This is a genomic window from Tissierella creatinophila DSM 6911 (assembly GCF_001940565.1).
GTDB lineage: Bacteria > Bacillota > Clostridia > Tissierellales > Tissierellaceae > Tissierella_A > Tissierella_A creatinophila.
On sequence record NZ_LTDM01000006.1, the window covers coordinates 1 to 16,262 of the forward strand.

The window sequence follows — 16,262 nt, forward strand, 5'->3', positions numbered from 1 at the left end:
TTTCTATGCCCTTTTTCTGTGTATAACTAGATTCTCCAAAATTAACGAGCATATTTATTTATTGAATTAAATTTCCCTTTGTGGATAACCTTAGATAATTTCAAAACTCTATTCTGCAACTATCTATGAAAATATATCTTGAAGGCTTTCAAGGTATATATCTCCACCTATTTCTTTATACATATCCTTTGATTTTCTAAAAGCATCTCCTCCTAGTATAAACTTTATACCATAATTGAAGTGATTTTTTATCATATCTATTGTTCGCTTTGTTTCTATTATATTATAAAAGTTTGTCACACTTATAGATATTATATCTGGTCTTATAGTTTCTATAGCCTTTAAAACTGCCCTGCAAGGAGTATCTGCTCCTATAAATGTAGTTTGATATCCTGCAATTGTAAAGATATCTGTAGCCATTCTAGCTCCTATTATATGGTCTTCATACTTTGGGCAAAGTACCATTACTTTTCCTTTTTTCTCTAATCCTAGCTTTGTTCTTTCTTTTAAGACGTATCTATAACAGTTTTCTATTATACTTAGTATAATAGCACTTCTTACATGTTCTTGCCAGATAAGAATATCTTCATCTTCAAATTCTTCTTCAACGCTATTTAATGCCTCTGTAAGTATCTTTTCATAGAGTGATATTATATCTATATTTCCATTTTCTAATTCTTGCATACAAATCTTCATAGCTGTTTCTTTATCTTGTTTTCTAAGTGCTGTTAAAAATTCAACATACAAGTTTTCCATTTTATACCCCCCTTAATTAAAAGTGAAAATAATAGCTCTCTAATAAATACTTATTTTCATACTTTACTGCCATCTTAAGCCATAGCCCCTTAACCGTATTTAGTTAATAGATACCCTGAATTTAAATTTCCAATTTAAAAAACCTCTTAAATTTAAGAGGTTTTTAATTTATATTCTTTTAGAGCACCTTCGTAAACTATCTCTAATTCTTCACATTCTAAAAAGTCTACCGGGCATGTAAGACTTGGAGTCTTTTGTATTATATTTATGCCACTGTTTGAAAGTACTTCTGAAACAAATTGTGAACAAAAGTAACTATATTCCCTATGTACTGGTCTATTTATCATTACTCCTACTAAGCCTAATAGATTATATCTATATTTTTCTTGTTCCTTTTTAAATTTTTCTATTTCTACCTCTAATCTTTCATATTGTGATTTTGTAACGGTTAGAAGATATATTGCACATTTTGTATTGGGAAATCTATTGTATGTTCCGTTTAATATATCTTCTTTTATAAATCCTCCTAAAACTGGGTTATAAGGCCTTAGTCTTCCAAAGCTATATAGTTCGTCTAAATCTTTATCAAGACCTAATGATACATGAGTATAATTTTTTCTAGTGTATATATTGATAAGTTTAGAAAGTATAGAACCACTATGAGATAATAAAATATAAATTTGTTTTTGCTTTTCCATTTTACACCTCTATAATTATTTTATAATATCATTATTATTATATCTCTTTTTTCACTAATTTGATACCATTATATTATCTATCTTGATAGTTATCAATCTCTCTTTGTACTTCTAGTTTTATAAGGTCTATTACTCCAATTTCCATGAGCCCATATATGCCTATATTGATTAAAAGAATAAATATAACTATAAATATAGAAAACACATCATACTTTATTTTTATGTCATCTCCATTTATATATACATAGTATAAAACCTCAAGACCTATAATAATTAGTATAACAGGCCAAAATTTTATAAACAGTTCTACTCCAGAAACTTTACTCACCTGTGATATAAGAAGTATTACTCCAAAGAATATTAGAACGAAAGCCATAGATAGAGTACCTACCCTTTTAGTTTTCATCTTCTTCACCTCTTAGTATTTCTTTTTTAGTTTTAAGCATTTTTATACCTATAACGATAAATATTATAGCTACAATACTTGTTTGAATATAGTTTACAAATCTATAGTCTAAAAGATCTGCGATAATTGGGTAAAATATATTGTTAAAGAAGATTATTATACCAATACCTATAAGAATCTTACCTATAAGACTATTGCTTACTTTAGGTAAAAAGCTTACTATATCAAAGTCTTCTGTATCTTCACCATTAACTAAATGAAATGCATCGAAAAATACATAAAACCAAATTACAGGTAGTAAAAATATTAAAAAGTTAAGTCTAAGCCATCCCATAAAAAATATAGTAAAGAAAAATATACTCATAAAGCTAAGACCTTTCTTTTGCTGACCTAGGTACATGTGCCCTGCACCTGGTACTATTGATAGTGCTAGTGTTATCATTTTTTTATTTAAAAAACTTGTAGGTTCCACCTTTTTCTCCTCTCCTTCTATATGATCTTCTTGTGTCGCATTTATTGAAAGTTTATTTATAACAGAAAACGCATCTATTAGTGATATAAGCCATATTATTGGATATGAAAAGATGAATATTAAAATAAACGCATCGTCTCCAAATACAAATGAAAGTCCTAAGCTCCCAACAAATATAGCAACTGTTAATATTAAATATATAAGCCCTCTATCCCCATATCCTATATAAAAGTGTGACATTCCGGGTATAAACGATAATAAAAATGTAATAAATTTACTTTTGCCCCTCATTTAGTTTCCTCCTCTATTTTTTATTCCAAAATTATATATAAAACTGTTTGTCTTATTTGTTATCTTTTCTGTTAAACCATAGATATCCTCGACTCCCTTAGGTGTTGTTGTATCTAACTGTATATTTTCTATAGGTATTTCTGCCATCTTTGTAAATACTCCTCCAGCTGTAAGAACAAGGACAACTGAAGCTACTGCTATATAATACATAAATATATTTTCCATCATCTTTTTCTTTTTTATAGGTTTATTTCTAGCTTTGAAGATTGGTGTAACTCCTTCTATTTTTTCCATTACACTTTGAGTAAAATCTGAAGGGATTATTTCTCCTGCAAAGTCTAAGTCTTTACTATCTATTAAACTTAAAAATGTATCCATGCAAGTATCACAAGTGTATAGATGATCTTCCATCTTTATTGAATCTTCTTCTGATAATAAATTCTTTTTATATAAAATCCATTCTTCTTTGCTAAAGTGAGTCATCTTTCATCCCTCCAATTCTCTTTTAGTATTAGTCTTGCCCTATATAGTCTTGATTCTACAGTCTTTATAGCTACATTATCTTCTAGGGCTATCTCTTCATAAGACTTTTCTTCCAAATAAAACTTTATTATAGTAGATCTATAGATTTCTGGTAAAGAATCTATTTTCTTTTTTATTTCTTCTCTATTTTCCTTATCTATGAAAAGTGATTCTGGCTCATTTCTATCTACTGATAAAAATTTTATATCTATATTTTCTAGTTCATCAATTTGTGACTCTTTTACTCTTGCTCGCTTCTTTCTTAAATAATCTATTGCTTTATTTGTAGTTATCCTACTTATCCAGGCCTTAAAATTATCTTCTTTGAATTTAGGAAGGGAGATATAGATTTGTAAAAAGACTTCTTGGGATATGTTTTGGACTTCTTCTGAGTCTTTTATAAAGTTTAAGATAATTGCAAATACATAGTTTTTATATATGTTTATTATTTTTTCAAAGCTTTCTTTCTCTCCCTTAGAAGCTTTTTCAATTAATAATTTTTCTTCCATCTCTCCCCTCCTTCCTTCATTAATTATAACGCATAGAAAAATAAAACTACTGCAAGTTTTAAAAAGTTTTTTAAGTTTTTTTATTTTTATACTAAAATCTTCTTATATTGACCGATTCTCTTAAATTTGTTAGTATTAGCATTATAGATAAATGGGTAAACTATCCATATTATACTTTAAAATAGAGGATGATAATTTTGATAGAAGAAAAGTTTAAACAGATAATAAAACGGGAAGAAGATACTATAAAAAAAGAAACAAGCTCTTTTAATATACTAGGTGCCCTAAGACTTATATCTTTTATGGTTATAATATACTTTTCCTATAAATATATAAAAGAACCCTTAGATATACACTTTTATTTACTGCTTTTAAATATATCTATCTTTATAGTTTTAGTAATTTTTCATATAAAAGTAAAAAACAGATTGAATTATTCTAAAAAAATGATAGCTATAAATAAGAAATATTTAGATAGGATAAGCGGAGACTGGATTCATTTTACAGATATAGGTGAAGAATTTGTAGATAAGACTCATAGATATTCTTCAGATTTGGATATAGTTGGTGAAAGGTCCCTCTTTCAGCTTATAAACTTAACTCATACATTTTATGGAAGAAAGATATTAGCTAAAGATCTACTCGATCCTAAATACACAAAAGAAGAAATAAAAACAAGACAAGAAGCTATAGAAGAATTAAAAGATAAATTAGAGTTTTGTGAAAAACTAGAGTTAAAAGCTTCAGATGATAGTATAAAGAATCCTCAAAAGATGATTGAGTATTTTACCGAAAGTAAGAAAGCTTATTCTAAGGCGATAATAAACATCTTAAGGATAATGCCTATAATAGCAGTTTTATTATCTATCACTATTATCATTTTAAAGATACAAAGTCTTTATAGAGTAGTATTTTTCCTATTTACTCTACAAAGTATAATTTGGCTAGTAGGAATGAATAAAAATAATGAACTCTTGGAAAAAGTAAGTTATTTAAGTAGCAGCTTAGAGGACTATTTAGAGATATTACGTCTTATAGAAAAAGAAGAATTTAAATCTACACTTTTAAAGGATATAAAGGAAAACCTACTGGGTAAAGAAGTCTCTGCTTTAACTGGTATACAAAAGCTTGAAATGATAGCTCAAATGATAAGCATAAGGAGTAATGGTCTTATATATATAGTTTTTAATATATTGTTTCTATGGGATTATCAAAGTGCATTTGCCTTGGAAATTTGGAAAAATAACTTTGGTAAAAACGTAGAAAACTGGCTACATTCTATAGGGGAAATAGAAGCTCTTATGAGTTTAGCAGTTCCACTTCAGATAGAAGATGGATTAACTTTTCCTATAATAGATAACAAAAACTTTAAGATAGATGCTAAGAAAATAGGTCATCCTCTTATAAAAAAAGAAGAAAGAGTTTACAATGATATACTAATAGACGATAAGATTTTAATAATAACAGGTTCAAATATGTCTGGTAAGACTACATTTTTAAGAACATTAGGTATAAACATGGTATTGACTAATGCAGGAAGTGCCACTTGTAGTAGTGAACTTTCTCTTCCAATTATGGATATCTATACTTCTATGAGAATAACTGATGACCTTAAAAATAAGATTTCTACATTTTATGGAGAACTTTTAAGAATTAAAGATATACTAGATTATAGTAAAACTCATAAAAATACTTTTTTCCTAATAGATGAGATATTTAGAGGCACCAATTCAAAAGATAGAATATATGGAGCTAAAAATGTCGTTAGAAATTTAAATAATTCAAGTCTTATGGGAGCTATAACAACCCATGACCTAGAACTTTGTGCACTAGATAACCATAAGAGAATAGTAAACTATAACTTTAGCGAAGACTATATAGATGGAAAAATAAACTTTGACTATAAGATTAGAAAAGGAAAGTCTACATCTACAAATGCAAAGCATTTGATGGAACTTGTGGGAATTGATTTATTGGAATAAAAAATAGAAGTCTAGGCTTCTATTTTTTTATGTTTTTTAAATTTATTTAATTAAATATTAGTTTATTTATATCTCGAAAATCTTCATAGAAAATATAATCTATACTCTTTTGATCTAAATATTTAGCCAGAGAATCTTTTGCAAATACTACATCTGCTACTTCTGCAACGGGCATATCTGTAGTGCCATCTCCTATAAATATTACTTTTTCTGCATCTTTTTTATATCTATTGTAATGTTTGATCTTACAATTTCCACAAGGACCTTTATCACAGCATTTAAAATCTTGTCCATCTAAAAATTCTATATGAGGAATGTCCCCATCGAATATTAATTTATTTGAAAATATTTCGATATCTTTTATTCCATGTTTTTTTAAAAAAGATATTATACCATTTTTAAATCCACCACTAATAATTCCTATTCTTATTCCTTTTTCCTTTATATTTTCATAAAACTCTAAAAAACCAGGGGATATTTCAACTTTCTCTAATAAAAAATTTATATACTCATCTTCTGTAAGCCTTAACTGGGACATTTCCCCTTGAAAGTATTCTGGGAAATTAAGTTTTCCCTCTCTAAACTCCTTTTTAAGTCTATCAGTAGTCTCGTTTCCATATACTTCAACAAGTAAATTGTTTGTATCCTTTGTAGTTATCGTTCCATCAAAATCTACAAGTATTGCAATTTCATTAAAATCAATATTTTTTAATAGCATATCTATCTCCTTTTTCTTTATAACTATAATGTTATTGTATAGAAAGACTGTTGTCAATACGAAAAGACCTTTCATAGATGCTATGAAAGGTCTTTTTTATATTATTATATCTATTTCAATTCTAATAAGCTTTTAAGCTTACATCATTGGCATTCCCATGCCGTTCATTCCACCCATACCACCACCAGGCATTCCAGCCATTGGGTCTTCTTTTTCTATATCTGCTACTGCTGATTCAGTAGTAAGAACCAGTGAAGCAACACTTACAGCGTTTTGAAGTGCATATCTTGTTACTTGAGTTGGGTCTACTATTCCTCTTTCTATCATGTTTACATATTCTCCATTTAAAGCATCAAATCCCATTCCTTTTTCTAAGGATTTTACTTTTTCTGATATTACAGATCCTTCAAGTCCTGCGTTTATAGCTATTTGTCTAACTGGCTCTTCTAGTGCTCTTATTATTATACTTATACCAGTTTTTTCATCTCCATGAGCATCTTTTAAAAGATTTGTTACTTCCTCAATAGAATCTATCAGTACAGTTCCACCTCCTGGTACTATACCTTCTGATACAGCAGCACGAGTTGCAGCTAAAGCATCTTCTATTCTTAGTTTCTTTTCTTTTAGTTCAGTTTCAGTTGCAGCTCCTACTTGTACAACTGCTACCCCTCCTGCAAGTCTAGCAAGTCTTTCTTTAGTCTTTTGGAAGTCAAAGTCTGATTCTATAGTTTTAAGTTGTCCTCTAAGAAGCTCTATTCTCTCTTCTATTGCTTCTCTTTTTCCAGCTCCACTTACTATTACAGTGTTTTCTTTGTCAACTTTTACTTTTGCTGCACTACCTAACATTTCTAGAGTAGTATCTTTTAGATCATATCCCGCATCTTCAGATACCACTTGACCACCTGTAAGAATTGCTACGTCTTGTAACATTTCTTTTCTTCTATCTCCAAATCCTGGTGCTTTAACAGCTACACAGTTAAATGTGCCTCTTAATTTATTTACTACAAGAGTTGCCATAGCTTCACCTTCGATATCTTCAGCTATTATAAATAGTGACTTACCTTGTTGAACTATTTTTTCTAATATAGGTAGTATCTCTTGTATACTTGTAATCTTTTTATCAGTTAAAAGGATATATGGATCATCCATTTCAGCTACCATCTTTTCAGTATCACTTACCATATAAGGTGATACATATCCTCTAGCAAATTGCATACCTTCTACTACTTCTAAAGTAGTTCCAGTTGATCTAGATTCCTCTACTGTAATAACTCCATCTTTTCCTACTCTATCCATAGCTTCTGCTATAAGGTTTCCTATTTCCTCATCACCTGCTGAAATAGAAGCAACTTGAGCTATATCTTCCTTAGTTTCTACCTGTCTTGAAAAGTTTCTTATTTCTTCTACAGCTTTTGAAACTGCTTTATTAAGTCCATTTTTAAGAATAATAGGGTTTGCTCCTGCTGCTACGTTTTTAAGTCCTTCTCTTACAATAGCTTGTGCAAGTAAAGTAGCAGTTGTAGTACCATCTCCTGCTACATCTTGAGTTCTTGTAGCTACTTCTTTTAATAATTGTGCACCCATATTTTCAAATTTATCTTCTAATTCTATTTCACGCGCAATAGTTACACCATCATTTGTAATAAGTGGCGCACCAAATTTTTTATCTAGTACTGCGTTTCTACCCTTAGGTCCAAGAGTTACCTTTACAGTATCTGCTAATTTATTTATTCCTATTTCCATAGAACGACGTGCATCTTCGCCGAATTTAATTTCTTTAGCCATTTATCAATCACTCCTAATTAATTTTTTTAATTTATTGATAGCTTAAAATTGTATAGCTCCTTGATAAGTAAGAACTATATACTAGAAAAGTTCATCTAATATAAGCTTTCTTTATTCAACTATAGCTAATACTTCATCTAATTTTAAAATTGTAAGTTCTTCATCATCTAATTTAACTTCAGTTCCTGCATATTTAGAAAATATAACTTTATCCCCAACTTTTATTTCGTCGTTTTTTATTTCTGCTCCAACAGCTAATACTTCAGCCATTTGTGGTTGTTCTTTAGCAGAACTTGGTAATACTATACCACTTTGAGTTTTTTCCTCAGCCTCAAGTTTTTTGATAACTACTCTATCTCCTAATGGTCTTAAATTCATGATTATACCTCCTAATATTATATGTTTTTTATTTTTGTTAGCAATTAAGTGTCCTTAGTGCTAATCCTTATAATGTTTATACTACCTTAAATACTAATCTATTTCAAGTAATAAATATCATCTTATTTAAAGCCTATAGCGATTTATGTCCAAAATAAGTCAATAATATTCATTTTTACTTTGAATTTCATCAATTTGCTTTAAAATCCTACAAATCCTTTTACTAATATATAGATTATAGGTACTATTAGTGCTGGAAGCATATTGGAAACTCTTATTTTTTTTATTCCCATTAAGTTTATAGCGATCCCTGCTATAAGTACGCCTCCGACTGCTGACATCTCATTTATAATTGTAGGAGTAAATACATCTCTTAGTATTGTGGAAAGAATGGTTATTGTTCCTTGATAGATAAATACGGGAAAAATAGAAAATATAACTCCAATTCCAAGTGAACTTGCAAATATAATAGATGTTACACCATCTATTACAGATTTTGCAAATAAAGTTTTATAGTTTCCAGTAAGTCCCGCTTCAATGGATCCCACTATAGACATAGCGCCTATACAAAACACTAAGGTAGCCGTGATAAATCCCTTGGAAAAGTTTGAATCCCCTTTTCCAAACCTTTGTTGTAATTTAAATCCAATCCGATCTAACTTTTTTTCTATTCCTATAATTTCCCCTACTATACTTCCAATTACAACGCTAGTTATTACAAGTAAGAAATTCTCCGTTTTCATAGTAGACATTATTCCCATTATTAGAACGGATAATGCTAGTCCATCGATGATAGTAGCTTTATATTCCTCTTTTATTCCATTTCTCATAAAATATCCTAAAAGAGAACCTGTAATTATCGCTAACACATTTACAATACTTCCTATCATAGATCCGCCACCTTTATCTTCCTATTTTCGTTTCTCTAGCATAGTAAAATAGATATTGTTGTGCAAAACCTGCAAGTTCTCCAAATATCCTCTTACCATGCTCTCCTATATATTTTACATTGGTATCTTCCTTCAAATAAAAATGCTCCATAACTCTTTTTACCCATACATCAACAGGAAAAGCCTCATCCTTATTAAATGCAAATAAAAGTATACAATCACTAACCTTTGGTCCAACTCCTGGAAGTTTCATAAGTTCAAGTTTGCCCTCATCCCTTGTCATATGAAATATTGGATTAAGATCTAAATCCTTATTTGCAATTATTTTACTTGTAGCAAGTACTCTCTCTCCTCTAAAACCTACCTTTGTTAAAGCGTTGAACTCTTCAAGCTCTACATTTTCTAGCTCCCAAGGGGTGGGAAAACTATAGTACTCCCTATTATTTAAATTGGTATCTATCCTTTTACCATAATTTAGTGCAATTGATTCTATAGACTTCTTTATCCTTGGAATTTGATTGTTCGCAGAGATTATAAATGATATTACAATTTCAAATGGTTCTTGATTTAATATTCTTATTCCCTGTCCAAACTCTATAGCCTCTTCTAGTATAGGATCTACAGATAAGGCCTCTTTTATAGCTGTATAGTTTCTTTCTAAGTCAAAATAATGAAGCCATATATTATTAAAATCATTTATATCAGTTGGGTAAAGCACTACATCTCGTCCTTCTTTTTTTACATTCAATACTTTCCCATAGGCAACTGTTGTATAAGAATTGTCTTTTTCCTTATACCATCTAAACGCTTGCCCACATTCAAATATATCTTTGGGATTGAAATTGTCTATATCCTTTAGAATTATCTTGTCTTTTTCTTCTACTAATTTATACTTTTCTATCGTAATCACCTCGGGAGTATTTATACCCTTTTAGCATGAATAATAATACCTCTAAAGTTTTAAAACTTTAGAGGTATTATTATTCTACAGTTTCTTGTATAAAGTAAGTCAATGTGTAAAGACTTTCGCTTAGTCTTACATCTTCTAATTTTACATTTTTAGGAAGTTTTAAGTCAACAGGTGCAAAGTTCCAGATTCCTTTTATACCAGCTTTTACGTAGATATCGGCTATTTCTTGGGCATATTTTTTAGATATAGTTATTATACCTATTTCTACATTGTGTTTTTTTATAAATGATTCTAATTCTTCTATTGGCTTTACATCTAATTTCTCTATATTTGAATGTCTAGGATTTTCAGGATCTTTATCAAATACACCTACAATATTAAATCCTGCTTCTTTAAATCCTTTGTAGTTAGAAATTGCATGACCTAAATTTCCTGCTCCTGATATTACTGCATTATATTCTCTATCAAGACCCAATATTTTTCCTAATTCATCTCTGAGTTCTTCTACATTATATCCATAACCTTGCTGACCAAATCCTCCAAAATTATTTAAATCTTGTCTTATTTGAGAGGCAGTAAATCCTATAAGATTGCTCAATTCTTGAGATGATATTCTATTGACACCTTTTTCAAGAAGTTCTGTCAAATGTCTATAGTATTTAGGTATTCTTCTTATTACTGTAATTGATACTTGTTTATTCATCCTATAATTCAACCTTTCATCCTTTGTCATAATAATCTTATTATACCACTTTGCTAAATAATAATCAATTATATCTCCTTGTGATTTTTAGCATATTTATCAATTGTTTTGGAACAATATTTAAAAAGGAGTGATTTATTTATGGCAAGTTTAGAACAGTTTAGAAAAATAGCAATTTATTGTGAGAGATATAATAAAAAGACAGATGATAATTCTTCTTTAAAAAACAACTCTTCAGTGGAGTATGAATCATGTACAAATTGTACTCATTTTACAACTGGAAAATATTGTGAGTTAGATTTAATAGATAAAGTACTTTCTTCTTTATCTATGGAGCAAGATTTAAAAAGTTAATTCTACTTTTATTGGATAAAGTTTTTTGATACAATGATAGTATTAACATTTAGGGGGATTTTTATGTCAGTGCTATCATGTAGAAGTTTAGAAAAAACATATGTAATAGATACAATACTTGAAGATGTAAATTTTAATTTAGAATTGGGTGATAGAGTAGGTGTGATAGGGTTAAATGGCTCTGGAAAAACTACTCTTTTTAATATATTATCAGGAAATCTTGAAAAAGATAAAGGCGATATATTTATCCAAAAGGATGTAAGGATAGGATATTTAAAACAACATATAAAGATAGATAGTGAAAGAAGCATATTTGAAGATTGTTTAGAAGTTTTTGAAAAACTTATAAAGATGGAAAAAAACTTAAGAGTCTTAGAAGAAAAAATAGCTATTAATAGTGAAGATGAACATTCCACGGTTTTAGAAAAGGATATGAAAGAATATGGTGATCTGTTAGAAAAGTTTATATCATTAAATGGCTATGGTTATAAATCAGATATAAGAGGAGTTTTGATAGGTTTAGGATTTACTGAAGAAGATTTTGATAAAAATATAAACTTATTAAGTGGTGGTCAAAAGTCAAGACTCTCACTTGCTAAACTTCTATTAGAAAATCCAGACCTATTGTTACTAGATGAACCTACTAATCACTTAGATATAGAAGCTATAAGTTGGTTAGAGAAGTTTTTAAGGGATTATAAAGGTGCAACGCTTATAATCTCCCACGATAGGTTTTTCTTAGACAATGTAGTAAATAGAATATTCCTTTTAGAAAATAAGACCATAAAAATCTACAATTCAAATTATACAAAGTTTATGGATAGAAGGAAAAAGGACTTAGAAATATTAAAAAACCAATATGAAAACCAACAAAAAGAGCTTAAAAGACAAGAAGAAATTGTAAGTAGATTTATGAACTATGGTGGAGCTAGATATATAAAACAGGCTCAGAGTAGACAAAAGCTATTAGATAAGATTAAAACTCTAGATAAGCCTATGGAAGAAGCTAAAACCCGTATAAAGTTTGAACCAAAGATAAAATCAGGAAGAGATGTGCTATTAGTAAAGGGAATAAAAAAGAGCTTTGGAGATTTTAAACTTTTAAAAAATATAGATTTAGAAGTTTATAGAGGTGAACGAGTGGGGCTTATTGGAGCAAATGGTATCGGAAAGACTACTCTCTTTAAGATAATACTGGGAGAATTAAAACAAGATGATGGAGAAATAAAAATAGGTCATAAAGTAAATTTTGGATACTTTGATCAAGAGATGGAACGCCTTCACTCCCAAAAGACTATAATAGATGAAGTTTGGGATGAAAATCCAAAGCTTGATTACTATGATATTAGAAAGATACTTAGCCAGTTCTTATTTGTAGGAGATGATATATTTAAAGAAGTAAAAGATTTAAGTGGTGGAGAAAAGGCTAGACTTAGTCTATTAGATTTAATGCTATCAAATGCAAATTTTCTACTCATGGATGAGCCCACAAACCATTTAGATATAGACTCTAAAGAAATACTTGAAGATGCACTTCTAGATTATAACGGAACCTTATTTGTAATATCTCACGATAGATATTTTTTAAATAGAGTCTGTAATAAAATATTAGAACTAACTCCAGAAGGAGTAAATGAATATTTAGGAAACTATAATTATTATCTAGAAAAGAAGAATGAATCCATTGTTTCAGAAGAAGAAACACAAGAAAAGACTAAAACTCAAATTAAGCTAGATAGAAAAAAGATAAAACAAATTGAGTCAGAAAAAAAATTCAAGAAAAAACAAATTAGTTCTATAGAAGAATCTATTTCTCAAAAAGAAGCTAAGCTTCTTGAGATAGATGAAAAACTATGTGATGGTGAAGTTTATGAAGATTTGGAAGTAATTGTCGAATTATCTCAGGAAAGAGAAGTTATAAAAAATGAACTTGAAGAGTTATATGAAGAGTGGATAATTGTGAATGAGGAGTAAATAGACTGAAAAGTCATATTTACACACACCATCCACAAACTTATCCACAAACTAGTCCACCTTTTAACCGTATTCCTTCTTTTTTCCCACATTATCCACAATAATAACTTATGGTTAAAAAACATAGTGTTAACTAATTGTGGATAATATTTATCACTTTTTGTCAGTTTAAGCCTAGATTTGGCTCTACTGTAAAGCCAAGATCACTTTCTTTGCCATTTATATAGTTAAAGTATGCAGCAGATCCTATCATAGCAGCATTATCAGTACAGAGTATTTTAGAAGGATAGAAGATTTCTATGCCTTCTTTTTTCCCCTTCTCTTCTACTAAAGCTCTAAGACCTTTATTTGCAGCCACTCCTCCAGCTAAAACTATTTTTTTAGAATCATTTTCCCTTGCAAGTCTAAAAGTTTTATCCACAAGCACATCTAGCACGGCTTGTTGAAAACTTGCAGCTACATCCTCTACTATTATTTCTCTTTTGTTTTGCTTTTCACCATTTAAATAATTAAGCACAGCTGTTTTTAGTCCACTAAAACTAAAGTCATAAGAATTATCCTCTAAAAATATCCTTGGAAAGTCTATAGCATGTGGATTTCCTCTTTTAGATAACTCATCTATAACTGGTCCTCCAGGATAAGGAATTCCAAGGGCTCTAGCTACTTTATCAAATGCCTCTCCTGCTGCATCATCTCTTGTTCTACCCACTAGTTCATAATCCACATACCCCTTAGCATAAAGAAGATAGCTATGTCCTCCAGAGACTACTAAACATGTAAATGGAGGCTCTAATCTCTCATGTGTTAAATAATTTGCACATATATGACCTTCTATATGATTTACTCCTATTAAAGGTATATCTAGTCCATATGCCAACGCTTTAGCACTAGATATACCAACTAGCAGCGCCCCTACAAGTCCAGGCCCACGAGTTACCCCTACTAAATCTATATCTTTAAATCCTACTCCTGCAGTATTTAAAGCTTCTTTAATTATATTGTTTATACTTTCAATATGTTTTCTTGATGCAATTTCCGGGACTACTCCTCCAAATTTTTTATGAATATCTATTTGAGAAGAGATTATATTGGATAAAATCTCTCTTCCATTTTTTATAACCGCAACCGATGTCTCATCACAAGAAGTTTCTATCGCAAGTGTTAATAAATCCATTGTACCCACCTCTTATCTATTTATCTATTCATTTTCTACTCGATTAGTTCTCCACATTATTATAGCATCTTCACCATCATCTGAATAATAATTAGGTCTTTTGCCTGAACTTACAAAACTATACTTCTTATAAAGATTTTGAGCTATCAGGTTTGACTCTCTAACTTCTAAAGTCATATTGTCAATACCATTTTTCATGCAATAACAAATAAGTCCTTCTAATATATGGTTTCCAATGCCATTTCCTTTATATTCCTCTTTTACTGCTATATTTGTAATATGACCTTCGTTTAATATAAGCCATATCCCACCATAACCTACTACTTTTCCATCTACTTCTGCTACTAAATAATAGGCAAGTAAATTTTCTTTTATTTCAGTTAAAAACGCTTCTCGTGACCATGGTGTTGTAAATGCTTCTTTCTCAATTTCTAAAATGCTATCTACATCTTCCTCTACCATCTTTCTAACAATTATCTCCATATATTTATCCCCTTTAAGAAAAACTTCTATCTCTATTATCGTTTTTCTTTCAATTCCCTTTCTGCTTGAGATGGTCTTATATAATCTGGTGTAAGAGTAAATAAATCATCTCTCTTTCCTTCATGATATTTTTCAAGTGCAAGTTCACATATACTTACTCCTCTAGGCATATTTTGCCCAGAAGATGCAAACTTAACTTTTTTTCCCAATGCTTTTTTTATCTCTTCTCTATATACAAGACTTCCCTCACCATTTACTATTATACTACTATAAGTTTCAAGTTTCTCTTTTATATTCTCTATCTCTAGTATTTGTGAACTTTCAATTTCCTCTATTTTAGAATCTTCAAATCTATACAAGGCTGTGTATACTCTATCACGTCTTGCATCTAGCATAGGCATTATAATAGAGTTATTTAGGTACATATTATGAGCTAGAGCCTCTAAAGTTGAAACTCCTACTATAGGCTTATCAAATAGATGGGCAAAACTCTTTACAGTAGCTACCCCTATCCTAAGTCCAGTAAAAGATCCAGGACCTAAGCCCACAGCAAAAAGATCTATATCTCCTATCTTTAACTCTATATTGTCTAACACTTCTTTTACCATTGGTATAAGTTTTTCTGAATGGCTCATGTCTTTACTTAAAGAATACTCACCTATTACTTTTTCTTCATCTATTACAGCAATTGTAGCTACCTTTGTCGATGTATCTATTCCTAAAACTTTCATTCTACACCCAACTCTCTTAAAATCTCTTTATATCTATCACTAGAACCTGTTATATAAACTATTCTCTTATCTATATCTTGCCCTTTTTCTATATTCAATATAATTATATCTTTAGGAAGCATCTTTTCTATTTTTTCCGCCCATTCTATTATACATACTCCTTCACCAAAAAAATACTCATCAAATCCTAAGTCATCTAATTCATCTATTCCTTCTAGTCTATATACGTCAAAATGGTATACCGGCATTCTTCCTCTATACTCATTTATAAGAGAAAATGTAGGACTTGTAATATATTCCTCTACTCCAAGTCCTACTCCTAGTGACTTTGTAAGAGTAGTCTTGCCTGCCCCTAAGTCTCCGTTTAAGCAGAGTATATCTCCCTTTTTTAATAGACTTCCAAGTTTTTCTCCAAGTTTTTCTGTATCTTTTAAACTGTTAAGCTCGATCTTCAATTTATTCAGCCTTTCATTAAGTTTTTTTCAATATTTCATTATATCATAAATTTAAGTTTAATCTATAAAAA

General features: G+C 29.8%; 19 protein-coding genes. 3 read left to right on the forward strand and 16 right to left on the reverse strand.

Annotation, left to right across the window (positions count from 1 at the left end; translation table 11 throughout):
- Window positions 1–123: 123 nt before the first annotated feature.
- The 6 genes from TICRE_RS02275 to TICRE_RS02300 form a co-directional block, all read right to left on the reverse strand.
- Window positions 124–756, reverse strand: a complete 633-nt coding sequence (locus TICRE_RS02275; RefSeq protein ID WP_075724719.1) for a cobalamin B12-binding domain-containing protein — start codon at window positions 754–756, stop codon at window positions 124–126.
- Window positions 757–908: 152 nt separating this feature from the next.
- Window positions 909–1,454, reverse strand: coding sequence for a hypothetical protein (locus tag TICRE_RS02280; RefSeq protein WP_075724721.1), 546 nt, complete (start codon window positions 1,452–1,454; stop codon window positions 909–911).
- Window positions 1,455–1,527: 73 nt separating this feature from the next.
- Window positions 1,528–1,860 carry a LiaI-LiaF-like domain-containing protein gene (locus TICRE_RS02285; protein WP_075724723.1) on the reverse strand — a complete coding sequence of 111 codons (333 nt, stop codon included), beginning with the start codon at window positions 1,858–1,860 and terminating at the stop codon, window positions 1,528–1,530.
- Window positions 1,850–2,623, reverse strand: coding sequence for a hypothetical protein (locus tag TICRE_RS02290; RefSeq protein ID WP_075724725.1), 774 nt, complete (start codon window positions 2,621–2,623; stop codon window positions 1,850–1,852). Before TICRE_RS02290 ends, TICRE_RS02285 begins: the two co-directional genes overlap by 11 nt.
- A complete protein-coding gene (locus TICRE_RS02295; RefSeq protein WP_075724727.1) occupies window positions 2,624–3,106 on the reverse strand; it encodes an anti-sigma factor in 483 nt (160 codons plus the stop codon).
- Complete coding sequence (locus TICRE_RS02300) at window positions 3,103–3,654, reverse strand: RNA polymerase sigma factor (RefSeq protein WP_075724729.1); 552 nt, start codon at window positions 3,652–3,654, stop codon at window positions 3,103–3,105. The genes TICRE_RS02295 and TICRE_RS02300 overlap by 4 nt, the downstream gene beginning before the upstream one ends.
- A 188-nt stretch (window positions 3,655–3,842) precedes the next feature.
- Between TICRE_RS02300 and TICRE_RS02305 the strand changes: the two genes are divergently transcribed.
- Window positions 3,843–5,636, forward strand: coding sequence for a MutS-related protein (locus TICRE_RS02305; RefSeq protein WP_075724731.1), 1,794 nt, complete (start codon window positions 3,843–3,845; stop codon window positions 5,634–5,636).
- A 46-nt stretch (window positions 5,637–5,682) separates the two neighbouring features.
- On the opposite strand, the gene TICRE_RS02310 is transcribed toward TICRE_RS02305, so the two are convergent.
- The 6 genes from TICRE_RS02310 to TICRE_RS02335 all read right to left on the reverse strand — a co-directional run bounded on the left by TICRE_RS02310 (window position 5,683) and on the right by TICRE_RS02335 (window position 11,020).
- Entirely contained in the window at window positions 5,683–6,354 is a 672-nt protein-coding gene (locus TICRE_RS02310) for an MtnX-like HAD-IB family phosphatase (RefSeq protein WP_075724733.1), read from the reverse strand.
- Between the two features lie 138 nt (window positions 6,355–6,492).
- Window positions 6,493–8,139 (reverse strand): chaperonin GroEL, encoded by a 1,647-nt coding sequence (groL, locus tag TICRE_RS02315; protein WP_075724735.1) that lies wholly within the window; start codon window positions 8,137–8,139, stop codon window positions 6,493–6,495.
- Window positions 8,140–8,250: 111 nt separating this feature from the next.
- Window positions 8,251–8,517: a co-chaperone GroES gene (locus TICRE_RS02320; RefSeq protein ID WP_075724737.1), complete on the reverse strand. Its 267-nt coding sequence runs from the start codon at window positions 8,515–8,517 to the stop codon at window positions 8,251–8,253.
- Between the two features lie 200 nt (window positions 8,518–8,717).
- Window positions 8,718–9,407: a DUF554 domain-containing protein gene (locus tag TICRE_RS02325; protein ID WP_075724739.1), complete on the reverse strand. Its 690-nt coding sequence runs from the start codon at window positions 9,405–9,407 to the stop codon at window positions 8,718–8,720.
- A gap of 13 nt (window positions 9,408–9,420) precedes the next feature.
- The gene (locus tag TICRE_RS02330; RefSeq protein ID WP_269843970.1) at window positions 9,421–10,317 is read right to left on the reverse strand and encodes a DNA-3-methyladenine glycosylase family protein; all 897 of its coding nucleotides are present in this window, start codon (window positions 10,315–10,317) and stop codon (window positions 9,421–9,423) included.
- Between the two features lie 70 nt (window positions 10,318–10,387).
- A complete protein-coding gene (locus tag TICRE_RS02335) occupies window positions 10,388–11,020 on the reverse strand; it encodes a redox-sensing transcriptional repressor Rex (RefSeq protein WP_075724741.1) in 633 nt (210 codons plus the stop codon).
- Between the two features lie 141 nt (window positions 11,021–11,161).
- On the opposite strand from TICRE_RS02335, the gene TICRE_RS02340 reads away from it, so the two are divergent.
- The gene (locus TICRE_RS02340) at window positions 11,162–11,374 is read left to right on the forward strand and encodes a hypothetical protein (RefSeq protein WP_075724743.1); all 213 of its coding nucleotides are present in this window, start codon (window positions 11,162–11,164) and stop codon (window positions 11,372–11,374) included.
- 63 nt (window positions 11,375–11,437) lie between these two features.
- Window positions 11,438–13,348 carry an ABC-F family ATP-binding cassette domain-containing protein gene (locus tag TICRE_RS02345; RefSeq protein WP_075724745.1) on the forward strand — a complete coding sequence of 637 codons (1,911 nt, stop codon included), beginning with the start codon at window positions 11,438–11,440 and terminating at the stop codon, window positions 13,346–13,348.
- A 163-nt stretch (window positions 13,349–13,511) separates the two neighbouring features.
- Here the strand turns inward: TICRE_RS02345 and tsaD are convergent, their stop codons facing one another.
- The 4 genes from tsaD to tsaE are packed head-to-tail and all read right to left on the reverse strand — an operon-like array spanning window position 13,512 to window position 16,191.
- On the reverse strand, window positions 13,512–14,522 hold the full coding sequence (tsaD, locus tag TICRE_RS02350; RefSeq protein WP_143583016.1) for a tRNA (adenosine(37)-N6)-threonylcarbamoyltransferase complex transferase subunit TsaD: 1,011 nt from the start codon (window positions 14,520–14,522) through the stop codon (window positions 13,512–13,514).
- 24 nt (window positions 14,523–14,546) lie between these two features.
- On the reverse strand, window positions 14,547–15,005 hold the full coding sequence (gene rimI / locus TICRE_RS13600; protein WP_143583018.1) for a ribosomal protein S18-alanine N-acetyltransferase: 459 nt from the start codon (window positions 15,003–15,005) through the stop codon (window positions 14,547–14,549).
- Between the two features lie 35 nt (window positions 15,006–15,040).
- The gene (gene tsaB, locus TICRE_RS02355; RefSeq protein ID WP_075724747.1) at window positions 15,041–15,736 is read right to left on the reverse strand and encodes a tRNA (adenosine(37)-N6)-threonylcarbamoyltransferase complex dimerization subunit type 1 TsaB; all 696 of its coding nucleotides are present in this window, start codon (window positions 15,734–15,736) and stop codon (window positions 15,041–15,043) included.
- A complete protein-coding gene (gene tsaE, locus TICRE_RS02360) occupies window positions 15,733–16,191 on the reverse strand; it encodes a tRNA (adenosine(37)-N6)-threonylcarbamoyltransferase complex ATPase subunit type 1 TsaE (protein ID WP_084191762.1) in 459 nt (152 codons plus the stop codon). Before tsaE ends, tsaB begins: the two co-directional genes overlap by 4 nt.
- Between the last annotated feature and the right edge of the window lie 71 nt (window positions 16,192–16,262).